This window comes from Mycobacterium attenuatum (assembly GCF_900566085.1).
Taxonomy (GTDB): Bacteria; Actinomycetota; Actinomycetes; order Mycobacteriales; family Mycobacteriaceae; genus Mycobacterium; species Mycobacterium attenuatum.
In genome coordinates this window covers 18534-33320 of sequence record NZ_UPHT01000026.1, presented here as the reverse complement: position 1 = coordinate 33320, position 14787 = coordinate 18534, and the positions used below count along the sequence as shown (strand labels likewise).

The window sequence follows — 14787 nt, the reverse complement described above, 5'->3', positions numbered from 1 at the left end:
TTTTGCCCAGGTTCAATCGTCCGCTCATCCAGCGCGCCTGCGGAAGGGCAGTAGGCCACCAGCTTGGTTGCCCAAAAGTCCCTTTAAGGCCTACACCGCCGCCTTTAACGAGACGGCGGTTCGGTCGCGGCTGGGTCGAGGCATCTCGCGGCATTCACTGCAATCGCCGTCGTCGTCCAGTTCCCGGGCCTTCGTCGCGTTGGTCGGGCGGGCCGATGTCAATCGCGACTTCCTGCCAGTACGACGGACTGTAGAGATGAATATCGTTGCCGCTGAGCACCTTGAGCACGCCGCCGGTGCGCACTTCATAGGTGGCGCCGTCCGGAAACTCGGCATCGTCGTGCTCACACGCTGAATACGGCGCCCGGTGGATCGGCCAAGACGGCCGAGCGTCCGTATGTCGAAGCGGTGCTGCAATCACCGGGAGGTCCATTGCCATCGTGGTGTCAGTCACACCGCGCCGAAAAAACCTGACTGGCCAACGCCCTTGTTGAAAGCGCCCGAGCTCATACTGCCCGTGTTCCAGAGGCCCGAACTAGCTGTGCCGCTGTTAGCGAACCCTGCATTGGATTGGCCGCCAAAATTGAAGAAGCCTTGGTTGAGAACGCCGTCGCCCCCGTTGGCGAAGCCCACCAAGCCGTAGCCGGTGCCGCTGTTGAAGAAACCGATCACGGTATTGCCGCTGCCAAAGTTCAACACGCCCACCTGCGGATTGCCGCTCCCTAGGTTCAACACACCAACTTGGTAGGCGCCGTCGCCGATGTTTAAAAAGCCTGCTGCATTGCCACCGCTGCTGGCGTTGAAAAAGCCGCTGTTATCGAAGGAGCCGCTCTGCAGGCGAGAGCTGGCGACACCGGAGTTGAATATGCCTGTGTTGAAGAAGCCCGAATTATTCGTGCCAATATTCCCGTAGCCCGAGTTGCCGGTGTGACTGGCCGTGTTGCCAATGCCCGTGGTGATATTGCCGGCGTTCGAAAAACCGGTGTTGATGTCACCCGAGTTCGACCACCCAGTGTTGGCGATACCAGAGTTCCAGAAACCCGTGTTTAACTCACCCGAGTTGCCGAAGCCGGTGCTGCCACCCCCCTGCGGGGTCCCGCCTGAATTGGCCCAACCGGCGTTGACGTCGCCCGAGTTGGCAATGCCGGCATTGAGCAATCCGGCGTTGAAATAGCCAACGTTTAAGTTACCCGCGTTGGATGCACCTACGTTGAATTGTCCCGTATTAAAATGGCCCACGTTGCCGGGGCCCGGGTTCCCCAAGCCCACATTCTGATAGCCGGGGTTCAATACACCGGTGTTGTTATCGCCGGAATTCAGCCAGCCAGTGTTGGTATTACCGGTGTTGCCGATGCCGGTATCCACATCGCCCGCGTTGAGGGCACCCCAGCTTCCGTTGCCGGTGTTGAACAAGCCGGTGTTGTGACTGCCGGTGTTGAAAATACCGATATTGTCGACGCCAGAGTTACCGAAGCCAATGTTTCCACTACCCGAGTTCAGCGCGGGATTTATGCCAATCTGGCCGTGGCCGGTGAGCCCGATGCCGATATTGCCTATGCCGGTATTGCCGAAGCCGATGTTGCCGGTGCCGGTGTTGCCGAATCCCCAGTTTCCGGTCCCGTCGTTGCCCAAACCGACGTTCCAACCACTGGTGTTGGAGTTCAGCCCGCCAATGCCAATCTGGTTGTCCCCGTATAGGCCGATGCCGATGTTGTGGTTGCCACGATTGCCGAAGCCGATGTTGTCGGAGCCCGCGTTGCTCACTCCGAAATTATTTTGACCGCCATTCGCAAGGCCGCGGTTATAGGCACCGTAATTGCCAACTCCGATGTTGTCGTTGCCGTCGTTGCCGACACCGAGGTTGCCCCGGCCGGTGGTGAGGGAGTGCCCGTTGCCGAGCCCGATGTTCCCGTCGCCGTTGTTACCGCTGCCGAAGTTGAGAGAGCCCCTGTTGCCGAAGCCCAGATTTCCAAAACCGTTGTCGGAACCGAGAGTTCGATGGTTGCCGCCGCCGATGTTTGCATTGCCTTGGTTTCCGCTGCCCAAGTTGAAATCGCCGGTGTTGCCGTTGCCTATGTTGCCGCTGCCGATGTTTCCGATGCCCAGATTGAGACCGGCCAAGCTGTTGAGCCCCGCCAAGTTTTGCAGCCCCGGTTGCCACGGCGTCAGCTGCGCGACCGCCGCCGACGCCGCGCTGTAATAGCCCGTCATCACGGCCGCATTCTGTGCCCACATCTCCAAGTACTCGCTCTCGAGAGCTGCGATCGCCGGGGCGTTGAAGCCGAACAGATTCAACTTGATCGCTGACGCCAGCGCAGACCGGTTAGCCGCCACCAGCAATGGGTGCACCGTGGCCGCCTGCGCCGCCTCAAACGCCCCGGCCACGGACTTGGCGCAACCGGCTGCTCCGACGGCGCGGACCGCGGCCTGATGCAGCATTCCCGAATACAGTGCAGCAGCGTCTGCCATCGCCGCAGACGCCGCGCCCTGCCACGCTCCGCCGGCCAGCCCCGAGGTCAGCGACGAGAACGAGGTCGCCGCCGAGCCAAGGTCGTTGGCCAACTCATCCCAGGCCGCGGCCGCGGCCAGCATCGGAGCCGAGCCCACACCGGTAAAGATCCGACCCGAATTGATCTCGGGCGGCAACACCGAGAAATTCATCTACCGCTCCCGTCCGCGCACCTTCCCGGCGTACGATGCCCGTCAACACTAATGTTCGGCGGCGAAATTGTCCTGAACTTTGACAAATCCCCGCAATTTCGAAAATCGGTTGCTCTGGCACAGAACCGGCGCATCTCCGTCGAAAGGCCTCAACCAGGGCCCGCCCCCGCCCCGGCATGGGTCCGGCTGACCAGCGGCAGTTGGTAGCCGGCGTCGCGCGCCGCATTTCGCACCGCCTGCCCGACGGCCGCTACCCGGTCATCAGGCACCAGGGCGATGACACAGCCGCCGAAACCGCCGCCGGTCATCCGAGCGCCCAGCGCTCCGCTGCGCACCGCGGTGTCGGCGATCACATCGAGGTGGTCGGTGGTGATGGCGAAGTCGTCGCGCATGGACGCGTGCGAAGCGGTGAGGATGCGACCGGCCTCGGAAAAATTCGAATCACGAAGCGTGGCAACAAAATCCAGCACCCGCTGGTTCTCGGTGAGCACATGTCGGGCGCGCCGGGCATCGACCGGGTCACCGATCACGGCCAGCGATGAGACATCGTCGACGTCGCGCAACGACGCAACGCCCAAAGCCGCGGCTGCCCGCTCACACGATGCGCGCCGCTGAGCGTATTCGCCGCCGGCGTGCCGGTGCCGGGCCCGGGAGTCGATCAGCAGCAGCGCGACTCCCCGAGCGGCGGGGTCGAACGGCACCGGCCGCACGGAGAGGTCGCGGAAGTCGATCAGCAGCGCCGTCGACGGTGCCCCAAACAATGCCGCCAACTGGTCCAGCAAACCCGTTGGGGCGCCTACGTATTCGTTCTCGGCGCGCTGAGCCAGCCTGGCCTGCTCGATCCGGTCGATGCGGATATCCGCGGCGGACAGGATCGCGCCCAGCACCGCGCATTCCAATGCCGCCGACGACGACAGCCCGGAGCCGATCTGGACATCGCTGGTGATCGACATCGCGCCGCCGGGCACCGGGCGGCCGGCGGCGCGCAGCGCCCATATCACCCCGGCGACATAGCCGGCCCAGCCGCTGACCCCGCCGGGCACGGTGTCCAGCGGTATGCACACCGGCGCGTCCATGCGGTCGCTGCGCACCGTGACCGCGTCGCTGCCGTCGGGTGTGAACGTCGCCATCGTGCGCTGCGGCAGCGCGATCGGCAACGCCCAGCCGAGGTTGTAGTCGGTGTGCTCGCCGATCAGGTTGATCCGCCCCGGCGCGGCGTAGCGGACCGTCACGCCAGATCTCGCAGCCGCTCGGCCACGCTTTCCGGCGTCACGTCGCTGATGAAGGCGTCCATGGCCGACTCGGAGCCCGCGAGGTATTTCAGCGCGGTAGCGCTGCGGCGGATTGACATCAACTCGACGTGAAAGTAGCCCTCCGGCTGCGTGTCGCTGTATTGATGCAGTGCCGAAATGTATGGCAGCGGGCTGGAATACATGCGGTCAAAGCGCCGCAGCACATCGAGATAGAGCTGTGTGAACCCGTCCAGTTCGGCGGCGTCGAGTTCGATGAGGTTGGACACCAACCGATTCGGGTAGATATGCACCTCCACCGGCCACCGCGCGGCGAACGGCACGAACGCCGTAAAGAGCTCGTTGCAGGCGATAACACGACTGCTGTCGGCCACCTCACGGTCCAGCAGGTCACTAAAGAGGTTGGTGCCGTGACGATTTCGATGTTCGCGTGCCTGATGCAGCATGATCGCCGTCCGCGGGGTCGGATACGGGTAGCCGTAAATCTGACCGTGCGGATGGGTCAGCGTCACGCCGATCTCCTCGCCGCGGTTCTCGAAGCAGAACACCTGCTCGATGCCCGGCTGAGCGAGAAGGTCGGCGGTGCGATGCCGCCACGCCTCGACGACAAGGCGGGCATGCGGCGGCTCCAGGCCGGCGAACGACCCGGTGTGGTTGGCCGAGAAGCAGATCACCTCGCAGCGGCCATGGCCCGGCGCCGAGGTGAAGGGGGTGCCGGCCGGTGACAGCCCGCCGGCGCCGGACAGGCTGGGGAACCGGTTCTCGAAGACCACGACGTCGTAGTCGCTGGCCGGCACCTCGCTGGTCAGCCCCGTCGGTCCCGGACACAGCGGGCACTCATCGGGCGGCGGCTTGTAGGTGCGGTCTTGGCGCAATGCCGCGATGATCACCCACTGCCCGGTTGACCGGTCGAAACGCAACTGCGAGTGCTGACCGTCGCGCGGCGGCAGCGGCCGGCGATCGGGCACCGGCTCCGCGCGGTGACCCGGCAAGGCGAAAAACAAGATGTCACGACCATCGGCCAGCTTCGCCCGCGTCGGCGCCGTCACGATTCGAACAGTACCCAGCCCCGACAACGAAAGCATCGATCGGCTGCGGGTACCCGCGCAGATTCAGCGAGCGCCGCGGTGCCGTTGCGGTGAGTTCATCAGCCACTCCCGAAGCGACGATCAATTCACCACTGCCGGCGTGCTGCTGCATCCGCGCGCCGGCGTTGACCGGATCACCCAGGGCGGTGAAGTCGACCACCGCGCCGCCGACGTTGCCCACATATGCGACGCCCGCATTGACCGCCACACCCAACTGCAGCCACGGTCCCCCGTCGGCGCCGTAACCGACCGCTTTGAGCAGCTCGGCCCCCGCCTGGACCGCGCGGCGCCGGTATTGCGGGCCGCTGATACCGCGGACGAAGAACGCCATGACTTCGTCGCCGATGAGCTTGTCGATCACCGCATCATGGCGCAGCAGGGTCTGGGTGGCTGCCGCATAGAAGCGGTTCAGGATCGCGGCGAAGTCCGTGGCGACGCCGCGCCGGCCCAGCGCCGTGGACCCGCGGATGTCGGCGAACAGGACCGCGACGTCGACCTCCGCGCCGCCGGCGGGCAGCGCATCACAGCACCGGCCGCACAGGGTGGGGTTCTTGCGCGACGGACTGAACCCCGCGGCGGCCAAGACCCGCCCGGCCGGCCCGCCGAATGGGTTGTTGCAGACCTTGCAGCGCGGCGCCGACGGCAGGTAGCGAAACACCCGTCGCGCCCGCACCAACGGCGCATGCCCTTCAGTAAGCACCCTTTCCCATCGATGATGCGAATCCGGGGAACCGGATCCGGGTGCGACGTCGACCATTGTCATAGGGACATAGTTGAGCTTCGGCGCGTTGAACGCATGGGGCAACTGCCTCAATCGGCTGGTGGCGACGGGCGCCTGTGGTCCGCGTCGCGCTGCGCGGCAGAATCGATGCATGCGGATAGCGATCAACGGCGCCGGCATCGCGGGAGTCGCCCTCGCGCACTGGCTGCACCGCATCGGCCACACTCCCACGGTGATCGAGCAGGCGCCACGATTCCGGACCGGCGGCTACCTGATCGACTTTTGGGGTGTCGGCTATCAGGTGGCCAAGCGGATGGGCATCGAAGAGGCGGTCCGTGCCGCCGGATACCAGGTTGAGTGCCTACGCTCGGTCGGCCCCGGCGCAGAGATCAAAGCCGACGTGAACGTCGCCGTTTTTCGACGGATGTTCGGCGCGGATCTCATCAGCCTGCCTCGGGGCGACCTGGCAGCCGCTATGTATGCCACCGTCGAGAGCAAGGTCGAAACGATCTTCGGCGACAGCATCACCACGGTCGATCAGCATGACGACGGCGTCCGCCTGACCTTCCAATCCAGTGCCGCAAGGGATTTCGACCTGGTCATCGGCGCTGACGGACTGCACTCCAACGTGCGTCGGCTGGTCTTCGGCCCTGAGCAATCCTACGAGCATTACCTCGGCTGCAAGGTTGCGGCGTGGGTCGTGGACGGCTACCGGCCCCGCGACGAACTCAGCTACGTTACCTACAACACCCCCGGGCGACAGGTAGGTCGCTTCGCGTTGCGCGGCGACCGCACCATGTTCGTGTTCATCTTCCGGGCTGCCCGCGATCGCGTTGATGAGACGCCAAAAGATCAGTTGCGCAACGAGTTCAGCGAGTGCGGCTGGGAATGCCCGCAGATCCTGGCCACGCTCGACGAGGTCGACGACCTCTACTTCGATGTCGTGAGTCAGATCCGAATGGAAAGCTGGTCGCGCGACCGGGTTTTGCTGATCGGCGATGCGGCCGGGTGCATCTCGCTGCTCGGCGGCGAGGGCACCGGCCTGGCTATCACCGAGGCCTATGTACTGGCCGGAGAACTCGCGCGGGCTGGGGGCGACCACCAGCGCGCCTTCAACGTCTACGAGCAGCGGCTGCGCCCGTTCGTCACGGGGAAGCAAGCCGGCGCAGCCAGACTCATCGGGTTCTTCGTTACGCGAACCAGATTCGGCCTATGGTTTCGCAACGTGGCGATGCGCGCGGTGAACTTCCGACCGCTCGGCACGCTGTTGGCCGGCAGCGTGCGCGACGACTTCGAATTGCCTGACTACGGTATCTAGTGGCGCTGCTAGGGTTGTCGCTGACCGTTAAGTGATTGGGGCAGTAGCCGTTCGACACTGCAGAGTGGTTGGCGTTGGTGCAGCGCTGTGAAAAGGTGCGCCGACGCCTTCCGGTGGCTGAGCACACGCGATCCCGGTAACCCGCACGCCTTCCCACGCATAGCAGGTCAGCGGTGAACTACGTTGCAAAGCAACGCTACCCAAGTGGATTTAGCTCGCATTGCTCACGCCGCTGGCGCCGTGAGTCGCCGGCAGGGCCGCTGCGCCCGGTCCGGGCGATACCTCGTTGATCGCCCGGACGCGGATATGCGCGCCTCGATGCGGCACCACAATGACGTGCTTGAGCTTCTGCCGTTCGCTGGGCTCAGTGGTGGTTGTCAACTCGACCCGTCGCAAGATCTCCCGCAGGACCACGCGCAGCTCGACCATGGCGAAGGTAGCGCCGAGGCAACGCCGGTTGCCGCCGCCGAAAGGGAACCACGTGGCCGGACCCAAAGTCGCGCCGAGCATACGATCGGGATCGAACCGGTCGGGTTCGGGATACGACGTGGCGCTGGCGTGCACCAGACCGATCCCCGGAGCAACCATGGTTCGCGCGGGCAGTCGATAACCGGCCAAGTCCACCGGCTTGGTCAGGACCCGGCCCACATCGAACACCACGGAGCGGATCCGCAGCGTCTCCTTTGCCAGCGCATCCAGATACTCGTCGCCGCCCGGATCACCCGCCGCGCTGGCGTGGGCTGCCCGCACTGCGTTGGCCAGCACGGCGGGATGGCGGGTCAGCCGCTCGAGCGCCCAGGACAACGCGGTCGCCGTGGTGTCGTGCCCGGCCACCAGCAACGTCATCAACTGGTCACGAAGCTCGGCGTCGGTCAGCGAAGCGGTGTCGTGGCCTGCGGCGCGCACCAGCATGGCCAGGGCGTCCGTGCGCGTCGTCAGGTCGGGATCGACACGTCGATCGTCGATTTCGGCGTAGAGCAGTTGGTCGGCTTCTGCGATGCGCCGGCGGAGCCTGCGCCAACCACGGTGGCGCAGCAACTCCGGCTTGACCAATGCCAGCGAGTCCCACGGCCCCACACGAAGCAGCCGGGGCATGACATCGCGCAGCGCAGCCAGCCGGGCCGGGTCGCTGGCACCGACGACTGTTCGCAGGATCACCTCCAGGGTGATCTCGGACATCTTGGGCGCCACCGCGAAGTCGCGTCCCACCGGCCAGGTGGCAATGTTCGCCGCGACGATCTCGGCCATCAGCTCGGCCTGCTGCGCAACGGCGTCGCGATGAAATGGCGGCAGCATCATGCGGCGACGATCCCGGTGCAGGTCGTCGTCGATCACCAACAGGGAGCTGTCGCCGAGCAGCCCCCGCAAAATCGAATTCGCCTCGCCGGCATGAAAGACGCTCGGGTCACCACTGAACACCGTCTTGATATCGGCCGGGGCAGCCAAGTAGACGATCGTCCCCACACCGGCGACCCGCAAGGTGAAGGCGGCGCCGTAACGGCGGTGACACGCGGCCACAAAATGCGATCCGCGAGTCAGCATCATCAGCGCCTGTACCCAGCGGGGCAGCCGGGGTCCGCGCGGCAGGATCGGGGGCGCCGTCTTGCCTATCGACATAATCCGATCGTCGGCGCAACGGGGCCTGGGGTCAACGCCTTTGGCGGGTGGTTGTGCGGCTTGGCCTGTCGCGCCTGCCGCTCAGGGGCTTGCCTTGCATGTCCTCACCCCCGGCGGTGAGCGCCAGCGCGATCATTACGTCGGCGTAGGTGATGAACAGCCCCATCCAGTACGCCCACTTCATCATGGGATCCGGCTGCGACACGAAAAACATGACCAGGAAAATCGGCCCGACAATGCCGAACACGAACATCATTAGCTGAATGACGACGTAGCGCCGAAAGGTTGCCACTCTGCAAACTCCCATCCTGCTGGGTGGCGAGGTCGGCTTACCTTACCGCGATTGCCCGGGTGACCGGTCGTCCTCCGAGTCTTCCTGTGCCCGAGCATCTTTCTGCCGGGCGGCGGTCGCAGCCGGCGAATGCTCGAGGTAGTCCATCGCCATCTGCGTCGACGCCTCGGTGCTCGGGTGATGGCTGGGCCGCAGGTAGCGGATCGGCACCGTCACCAGAATCCGCCACGGCCCCGGCACCTTGTACTGGCGGGCGGCCCGCAACCAGTCCCGCCAGCGCCACGTCGCGTCGGTGGTGGGGTCGTTGGCCATCAGGTAACGGGCTCCGGCAATCCACCACGACACGAACAGCGGGGCGGTCATCAACATCGAGACCGCTCTGATCAGGTAGTTTCCGCAGATATTCTGGTAGACGTCATACACCAACGCTCGGTGCTCGATCTCCTCGGCTCCGTGCCAGCGCAACAGGTCCAGCATGACCGGATCCGTTCCGGCGTAGTCCAGACCTCGATTTTGGATCACCCACTGACCGAGCACCGCCGTGAAGTGTTCCAGCGCCGCCACGTCGGCCAGCCGGCGGTAAAGCCACCACCGTTGTAGTGGCTTGGGCCAGTTGGTGCGCTGGTTTCCCAGTTTGGCCAGCCATTTTTCCAGCCGCTGGGTGTAGGGCTTGGTGTCAATGCCTTGTTCGGCGAGGTGGTCGAGGACGACCTGGTGCGCCCAGGCGTGCCAGGACTCCTGCTGGATGAACGGTTTGATCGCGGCTTTGAGCTCGGGATCGTCGACCATGGGCGCCGCCTCGTCGACGACCCGGATGAACCATCGTTCGCCCGCCGGAAGCAACAAGTGCAGCTCGTTGAGCATGTGCGTGCTGAACGGATCGCCGGGAACCCAATGCAATGGGGTATCCGACCAGTCGAAACGAACCTTGCGTCGGTACGCCGGATATCCGTCGTGCCGCGTCTCCTCGACAGCAGTCATCAGCTACTCCTCCCGCCTAGCCGAGGCACGTCGCGTGCCAGCACCGGAGCGGCTGCCCGCCGGGCTCGAACGTCGCTGCCGTCACGGCAGAGCGGGCGGCCCTGGTGACCGCATCCGGATATACCCGCGGAAACCGAAGGTGAAACTTTCCCTTCCCGATGTCTCTGACGAGGTGGCTGTGCCAATTTCGCCAGATAATGAATCAGCTTGACGCACAATCTATTACGATGACACGGCAGCGCCCAGTTCGTGGTCCGCCACGCGCGTGCGATCGATGCGCGCGGGTTGTTTCTGTCCAATCGTCGGGTCGGTCAGCCGGTGCTCTGCAGCAGACCGGGTTCGCTTCTCTTCGCATGGGCCGTTCGGCGACGCACCCGCCACCCGAACATCAGGAGCCATGAGACGGCGACGAGCGTGAAGACGGCTCTTGCGACCAGACCAGACCACCCGGGCGGATACAGGACCCCTGTGAGGTAGTGCGCGATGAAACCGTCCGGCGACAGCGGCGCCATCCCGGCATGCGCTCTGCCCCATCGCTCAAGGGCTGTCAGCGGACAGTTGAGGTGTACGGCCAAGCTCACCATCGACCACCCCACCGCCAACGCGTGACAGGCAATCGTCCGCGGCCATCGCAACGCGACGAACCCGCCGGCCACCAGATAGGCCAGGTAGGCAAAGTGGACGGCAATGGCCGCGACGACTACGGCGCTGTACACCAGCGAACCTTGCGGTCTGCGGTCAACACGTGCACCCTTCCGTCGCGCATCCGAGGGCCGCTTACCACGGTAGATCGCATGCCCGCCGATTTCACCGGGGTTGCCCGGCTTGCGGTACGGCGTCGCGGCTCGCCCGGCGCCGGGCAGTCAGCGATTTCCCTGACTCAACAACTGGCCAACGGGGTAACCGGTTGGCGTGACGAGAAGCGCCCAGCGTCTCGATGAGCAATCCGGCCGGTCCGGCCGCGAGCCCATATGCCGCTGGCGGTTGTCCACACATTCATGTCCACGGTGTCCGGCCGGCTTCCGGATCCGGCCGCACAGCTGGCCCAGCAGTAGTACCAGCAGTAGTACCAGCAGTAGTAAAGGAGCAGTTCGTGACACTCTCAAAGTCCCCGTCGACGGTGGTCATCACCGGAGCCAGCGCCGGCGTCGGGCGTGCCGCCGCCCGAGAATTCGGTAAGCATGGCGCCCGGGTAGCACTGCTGGCCCGCGGTCAAGCCGGGCTGGACGCGGCCGCCGCAGAGGTGGAGCAAGCCGGCGGGCAGGCGCTGGCCATACCGACCGATGTCGCCAGCTACGACGAAGTCGAGGCCGCGGCCGAACGGGTGGAGGACCGATTCGGAGCGATCGACGTCTGGGTCAACGTGGCGTTCACTTCGGTGTTCGCCCCGTTCTACGAGATCACTCCCGACGAATACCGACGCGCGACGGACGTGACCTACCTGGGTTTCGTCTGGGGCACCATGGCGGCATTGCGCCGGATGCGGCCCCGCGATCACGGCACGATCGTTCAGGTCGGGTCCGCCCTGAGCCACCGTTCGATACCGCTGCAGTCGGTCTACTGCGGGGCCAAACACGCGATCAACGGCTTCACCGAGTCACTGCGCACCGAGTTGCTGCATGACAACAGCAACGTCCACGTAACCGTCGTCCAGATGCCGGCACTGAACACTCCGCAGTTCTCCTGGGTGTTGTCCCGGCTGCCGCGACAGCCGCAACCGGTACCACCGATTTACCAACCGGAGGTCGCCGCGCGCGCGGTCTACTATGCGGCTAACCATCCCAAGCACAAGGAATACTGGGTGGGCGCCAGTACCACCGCCACGCTGTTGGGCCAGCGACTTTTTCCGGCCCTACTCGACCGCTATCTGGCCCGCAACGGCTACTCGTCACAGCAAACCGACCGACCCAACACTCAAGCCGCCAACCTGTGGCAGCCCGCAGACGACGGGGACGGCAAAGATTACGGCGCACATGGGGAATTCGACGACCGCTCGCACGCGGTCAGCGCTCAGTGGTGGCTGCGCGAGAACGCCAAGCCGTTGGCGGTAGCTGCCGGTGCGGTACTGGCCGGTATCGCCGGCGTGGCCGCTGGTCACTGATTGCTGACCAGGCTGCGCCACGACCGGCGCCGAGCCGATCGGCAATACAGCGGTTTTGGATCGGCTGCCCTGGGTAAACGTTGGACGATCACCCGCCAGACACCCGGCAACCGGGAGAGCGAACCATCGCCGATGCTGTCGACCAGGACGTGCTTTTTGACCGGCCCCCTCGCACCTGTCGGCCGGTATCCGCTTGTCTGGAACCGGGCGTCATCTCGGGCGTCATCTCGGCCGCACCGCGCCGAACTCGAGAACGTCGGATACCGCGGGCTCAATGCACAGACATCGCCGGCTTGGCATCATCCGGCAAGAGTGCCGGCAATTGCCGACCGTATTTGCCCAGCCACGATGCCCATCCAAATCCGATCATGGTGCCGCCAACCTGGTTGACGGCGATCGCATGGGTCGCCTTGGTGTCGGGATTCGTCTCGGCGGCCATCATTTTCATCGACGTCTACGTCCGCGGGTATCGGCAGCGCATGGGCATCATGGAAGCCGTCTGGCCGACTACCGCGCTGTACTTCGGACCGGCGGCAGTGTGGATGTATTGGCGGCACGGGCGACCGAACAGCCAACGGTGGCTTGGTCGACACGAGCTTGAGCGGCCGCCCGATAAACCGAAGTGGGCCACCACCGCCATCGGGGTCAGCCACTGCGGTGCGGGATGCACGCTCGGCGACATCATTGCCGAATTCTTGGTGTTCGCTCTGGATGTGGAGTTGCTGGGGCGTGCCCTGTTGCCGGAGTATATCGGCGACTATGTGGCCGCGCTGGCGTTGGGAATCTTGTTCCAGTACTACGCGATTGCTCCAATGCGCGGACTGGGGTTCCGCGAAGGCATGGTGGCTGCGGCCAAGGCTGACGTCTTGTCGCTGACCGCATTCGAGGTGGGCCTGTTCGGCTGGATGGCCGTGATGGCGTTCGTGTTGTTTCCGGCTTCGCCGTTGCATCCCGACACCGCCGCGTACTGGTTTCTGATGCAGATAGGCATGATCATCGGGTTCGCGACGGCATGGCCGGCCAACGTCTGGTTGATTCGGCGCGGAATCAAGGAAGCTATGTAACGCCCGCGCATTTCGATCACCGAATGGAGTTTGAGTGAGCCTCGTCCTGGCGTTCGGCCTGGTACTCCTCATCAGTGTGTCACTGTCGGGCGTCGCGGCCCGCACGGTGCTGTCGAGCGCGCTGATGTTCCTCGTCGCCGGCGCCCTACTCGGGCCGGGGATCTTCGCGTGGGACAACATCGGCCCGAATGATCCGCTCGTCGCCACGCTTGCCGACGTCGCGCTGTTCACCGTGTTGTTCACCGACGGCCAGCGGGCCAATCTGCAAGAGCTACGCGAAAATTGGTCGCTGTCTGGACGCGCACTGGGTGTGGCCATGCCATTGACGATGATCGGGATCGCAATCCCGGCGCATTTTCTTGCGGGCCTGAACTGGCCCACCGCATTCTTGGTCGGGGCCATCCTGTCCCCCACCGATCCCGTCTTCGCGGCGGCCATCGTCGGGCGCTCTGATATCCCGCAACGGTTGCGCCGACTGCTCAATGTGGAGTCCGGCTTGAACGACGGCCTGGCCCTGCCCTTCGTGATGATCTTTCTGGCCACCGCCCGCGGTTCCGCATCCGAACTGTCGAAGGTCGGCGTAGAACTCGTGCTCGGGCTGGCACTCGGCGTCGGGGTGGCGGCCGGTGCGGCGTGGGCTTGGCGCACGAAGATACTGACCGCCGAGCCCCATCTGCAGCCTCTGGGTCCCCTTGCGATCGGCGTGGTGGTGTACGCCGGCTGTCACCTCACACATGCCAACCCCTACCTGGCGGCCTTCGCCGCCGGGTCGACGCTGGCCACAATGGACCACGTCGCAGCTGAGGAGTTTCAACGCTTCGGTGATCTGCTGTCGGAAGTCACCAAGTTTGCCGCGTTGATCGTCTTCGGCGCGTTGCTCACCCCTCAGCGTCTCTCGGGATTAAGTTGGCGCGCTTGGGTTTTCGCGGTGGTCGTTATCGCCGCAATCCGGCCAGCCGCGATGTTGCTGTCACTTGTGCGAACCCGCCTCACCGGACAAGAGCGACTGACCGCGGCGTGGTTCGGGCCGAAAGGCTTCGCCTCCGTCGTCTACGTGCTGCTGGCGCTACAGGTGGGAATAGCAGACAGAGAGCTCGTTTTCGACGTCGTCGCAGTCACCATTGCCCTGTCGATCGTGCTGCACTCGTCCACCGACGTGCCGATAGCGAAGATGTTGCGTGTCGAACCGCCTGACGAGTTGCCGGGCTGCCGCGACCAGGCTCCGGCTCAAGAGGCGGGGGCGACTGCAGGCTGAAACGGCAAGTTGGCGCCTCATCTACGACGACTGGCACCGCCCCCAAAACAACCCCAGGTAAAGAGTTAAGATTATTAATCTAACTGATGACCTGCCTTGAGGAGGCGATTGCCGTGGTCGCTCTCAAGATGCTGCTGGCAGGCGCGTTCGCCGCCGGGGTGGTGGTGGCGAGCGAGCCGATGGCACAGGCCGATCCGCCGACGCCAGGCCAGACGCAGTACGTCAGCGATGGCGAAGACGATCGGCCCTGCCCCGACGGTGGCTGCCAGCGGCAGCGCCGGGCAACCAAGCCACCTCGCGGTGTCATGGGGTGCGTCAGGGGTGCCTGCGTTCCCCGCCGCGTTCGCCCATAACCCAGCGAATTGCCGTTAGCTCGAATTGCCCTTCCCTGCAATTGTTTTCGTGTCCACGCTGCTGGTGTGTCAACAGCAGGGCATGG

The 14787-nt window shown here is 64.8% G+C and carries 13 protein-coding genes; 4 read left to right on the top strand and 9 right to left on the bottom strand.

The window, feature by feature from the left end; translation table 11 throughout:
• Positions 1–154 precede the first annotated feature (154 nt).
• The 5 genes from EET13_RS04320 to EET13_RS04300 all read right to left on the bottom strand — a co-directional run bounded on the left by EET13_RS04320 (position 155) and on the right by EET13_RS04300 (position 5762).
• Positions 155–454, bottom strand: coding sequence for a hypothetical protein (locus EET13_RS04320; RefSeq protein ID WP_244603758.1), 300 nt, complete (start codon positions 452–454; stop codon positions 155–157).
• The gene (locus EET13_RS04315) at positions 451–2661 is read right to left on the bottom strand and encodes a PPE family protein (protein ID WP_122441140.1); all 2211 of its coding nucleotides are present in this window, start codon (positions 2659–2661) and stop codon (positions 451–453) included. Before EET13_RS04315 ends, EET13_RS04320 begins: the two co-directional genes overlap by 4 nt.
• Positions 2662–2810: 149 nt before the next feature.
• Positions 2811–3893, bottom strand: coding sequence for a galactokinase (locus tag EET13_RS04310; RefSeq protein ID WP_122441139.1), 1083 nt, complete (start codon positions 3891–3893; stop codon positions 2811–2813).
• The gene (galT, locus tag EET13_RS04305) at positions 3890–4996 is read right to left on the bottom strand and encodes a galactose-1-phosphate uridylyltransferase (protein ID WP_122441138.1); all 1107 of its coding nucleotides are present in this window, start codon (positions 4994–4996) and stop codon (positions 3890–3892) included. The genes EET13_RS04310 and galT overlap by 4 nt, the downstream gene beginning before the upstream one ends.
• Positions 4920–5762, bottom strand: a complete 843-nt coding sequence (locus tag EET13_RS04300) for an adenylate/guanylate cyclase domain-containing protein (RefSeq protein WP_122441152.1) — start codon at positions 5760–5762, stop codon at positions 4920–4922. Before EET13_RS04300 ends, galT begins: the two co-directional genes overlap by 77 nt.
• Before the next feature lie 109 nt (positions 5763–5871).
• Between EET13_RS04300 and EET13_RS04295 the strand changes: the two genes are divergently transcribed.
• Positions 5872–7038: an FAD-binding domain gene (locus tag EET13_RS04295; protein WP_122441137.1), complete on the top strand. Its 1167-nt coding sequence runs from the start codon at positions 5872–5874 to the stop codon at positions 7036–7038.
• Between the two features lie 210 nt (positions 7039–7248).
• Here the strand turns inward: EET13_RS04295 and EET13_RS04290 are convergent, their stop codons facing one another.
• From EET13_RS04290 to EET13_RS04275, 4 genes are all read right to left on the bottom strand, one after another.
• Positions 7249–8655: a cytochrome P450 gene (locus tag EET13_RS04290; protein ID WP_122441136.1), complete on the bottom strand. Its 1407-nt coding sequence runs from the start codon at positions 8653–8655 to the stop codon at positions 7249–7251.
• Between the two features lie 31 nt (positions 8656–8686).
• A complete protein-coding gene (locus EET13_RS04285; protein WP_244603757.1) occupies positions 8687–8911 on the bottom strand; it encodes a hypothetical protein in 225 nt (74 codons plus the stop codon).
• A gap of 78 nt (positions 8912–8989) precedes the next feature.
• Positions 8990–9928 (bottom strand): metal-dependent hydrolase, encoded by a 939-nt coding sequence (locus tag EET13_RS04280; protein WP_122441135.1) that lies wholly within the window; start codon positions 9926–9928, stop codon positions 8990–8992.
• 311 nt (positions 9929–10239) lie between these two features.
• Positions 10240–10644, bottom strand: coding sequence for a DUF2784 domain-containing protein (locus EET13_RS04275; RefSeq protein ID WP_122441134.1), 405 nt, complete (start codon positions 10642–10644; stop codon positions 10240–10242).
• 377 nt (positions 10645–11021) lie between these two features.
• Here EET13_RS04275 and EET13_RS04270 point away from each other — a divergent pair, with 377 nt between their 5' ends.
• The 3 genes from EET13_RS04270 to EET13_RS04260 all read left to right on the top strand — a co-directional run bounded on the left by EET13_RS04270 (position 11022) and on the right by EET13_RS04260 (position 14348).
• Positions 11022–12029, top strand: coding sequence for an SDR family oxidoreductase (locus EET13_RS04270; protein ID WP_244603756.1), 1008 nt, complete (start codon positions 11022–11024; stop codon positions 12027–12029).
• Between the two features lie 368 nt (positions 12030–12397).
• On the top strand, positions 12398–13093 hold the full coding sequence (locus tag EET13_RS04265; RefSeq protein WP_122441132.1) for a DUF4396 domain-containing protein: 696 nt from the start codon (positions 12398–12400) through the stop codon (positions 13091–13093).
• A 34-nt stretch (positions 13094–13127) separates the two neighbouring features.
• Positions 13128–14348, top strand: coding sequence for a cation:proton antiporter (locus EET13_RS04260; protein ID WP_122441131.1), 1221 nt, complete (start codon positions 13128–13130; stop codon positions 14346–14348).
• Positions 14349–14787 lie beyond the last annotated feature (439 nt).

Excerpts from the sequence above, each read along its gene's own strand:
- EET13_RS04290 (WP_122441136.1), bottom strand. The coding sequence starts at position 8,655 with ATGTCGATAGGCAAGACGGCGCCCCCGATCCTGCCGCGCGGACCCCGG.
- EET13_RS04295 (WP_122441137.1), top strand. The coding sequence starts at position 5,872 with ATGCGGATAGCGATCAACGGCGCCGGCATCGCGGGAGTCGCCCTCGCG.
- EET13_RS04315 (WP_122441140.1), bottom strand. The coding sequence starts at position 2,661 with ATGAATTTCTCGGTGTTGCCGCCCGAGATCAATTCGGGTCGGATCTTT.
- EET13_RS04300 (WP_122441152.1), bottom strand. The coding sequence starts at position 5,762 with ATGACAATGGTCGACGTCGCACCCGGATCCGGTTCCCCGGATTCGCAT.
- EET13_RS04280 (WP_122441135.1), bottom strand. The coding sequence starts at position 9,928 with ATGACTGCTGTCGAGGAGACGCGGCACGACGGATATCCGGCGTACCGA.
- galT (WP_122441138.1), bottom strand. The coding sequence starts at position 4,996 with ATGCTTTCGTTGTCGGGGCTGGGTACTGTTCGAATCGTGACGGCGCCG.
- EET13_RS04265 (WP_122441132.1), top strand. The coding sequence starts at position 12,398 with ATGGTGCCGCCAACCTGGTTGACGGCGATCGCATGGGTCGCCTTGGTG.
- EET13_RS04285 (WP_244603757.1), bottom strand. The coding sequence starts at position 8,911 with ATGATGTTCGTGTTCGGCATTGTCGGGCCGATTTTCCTGGTCATGTTT.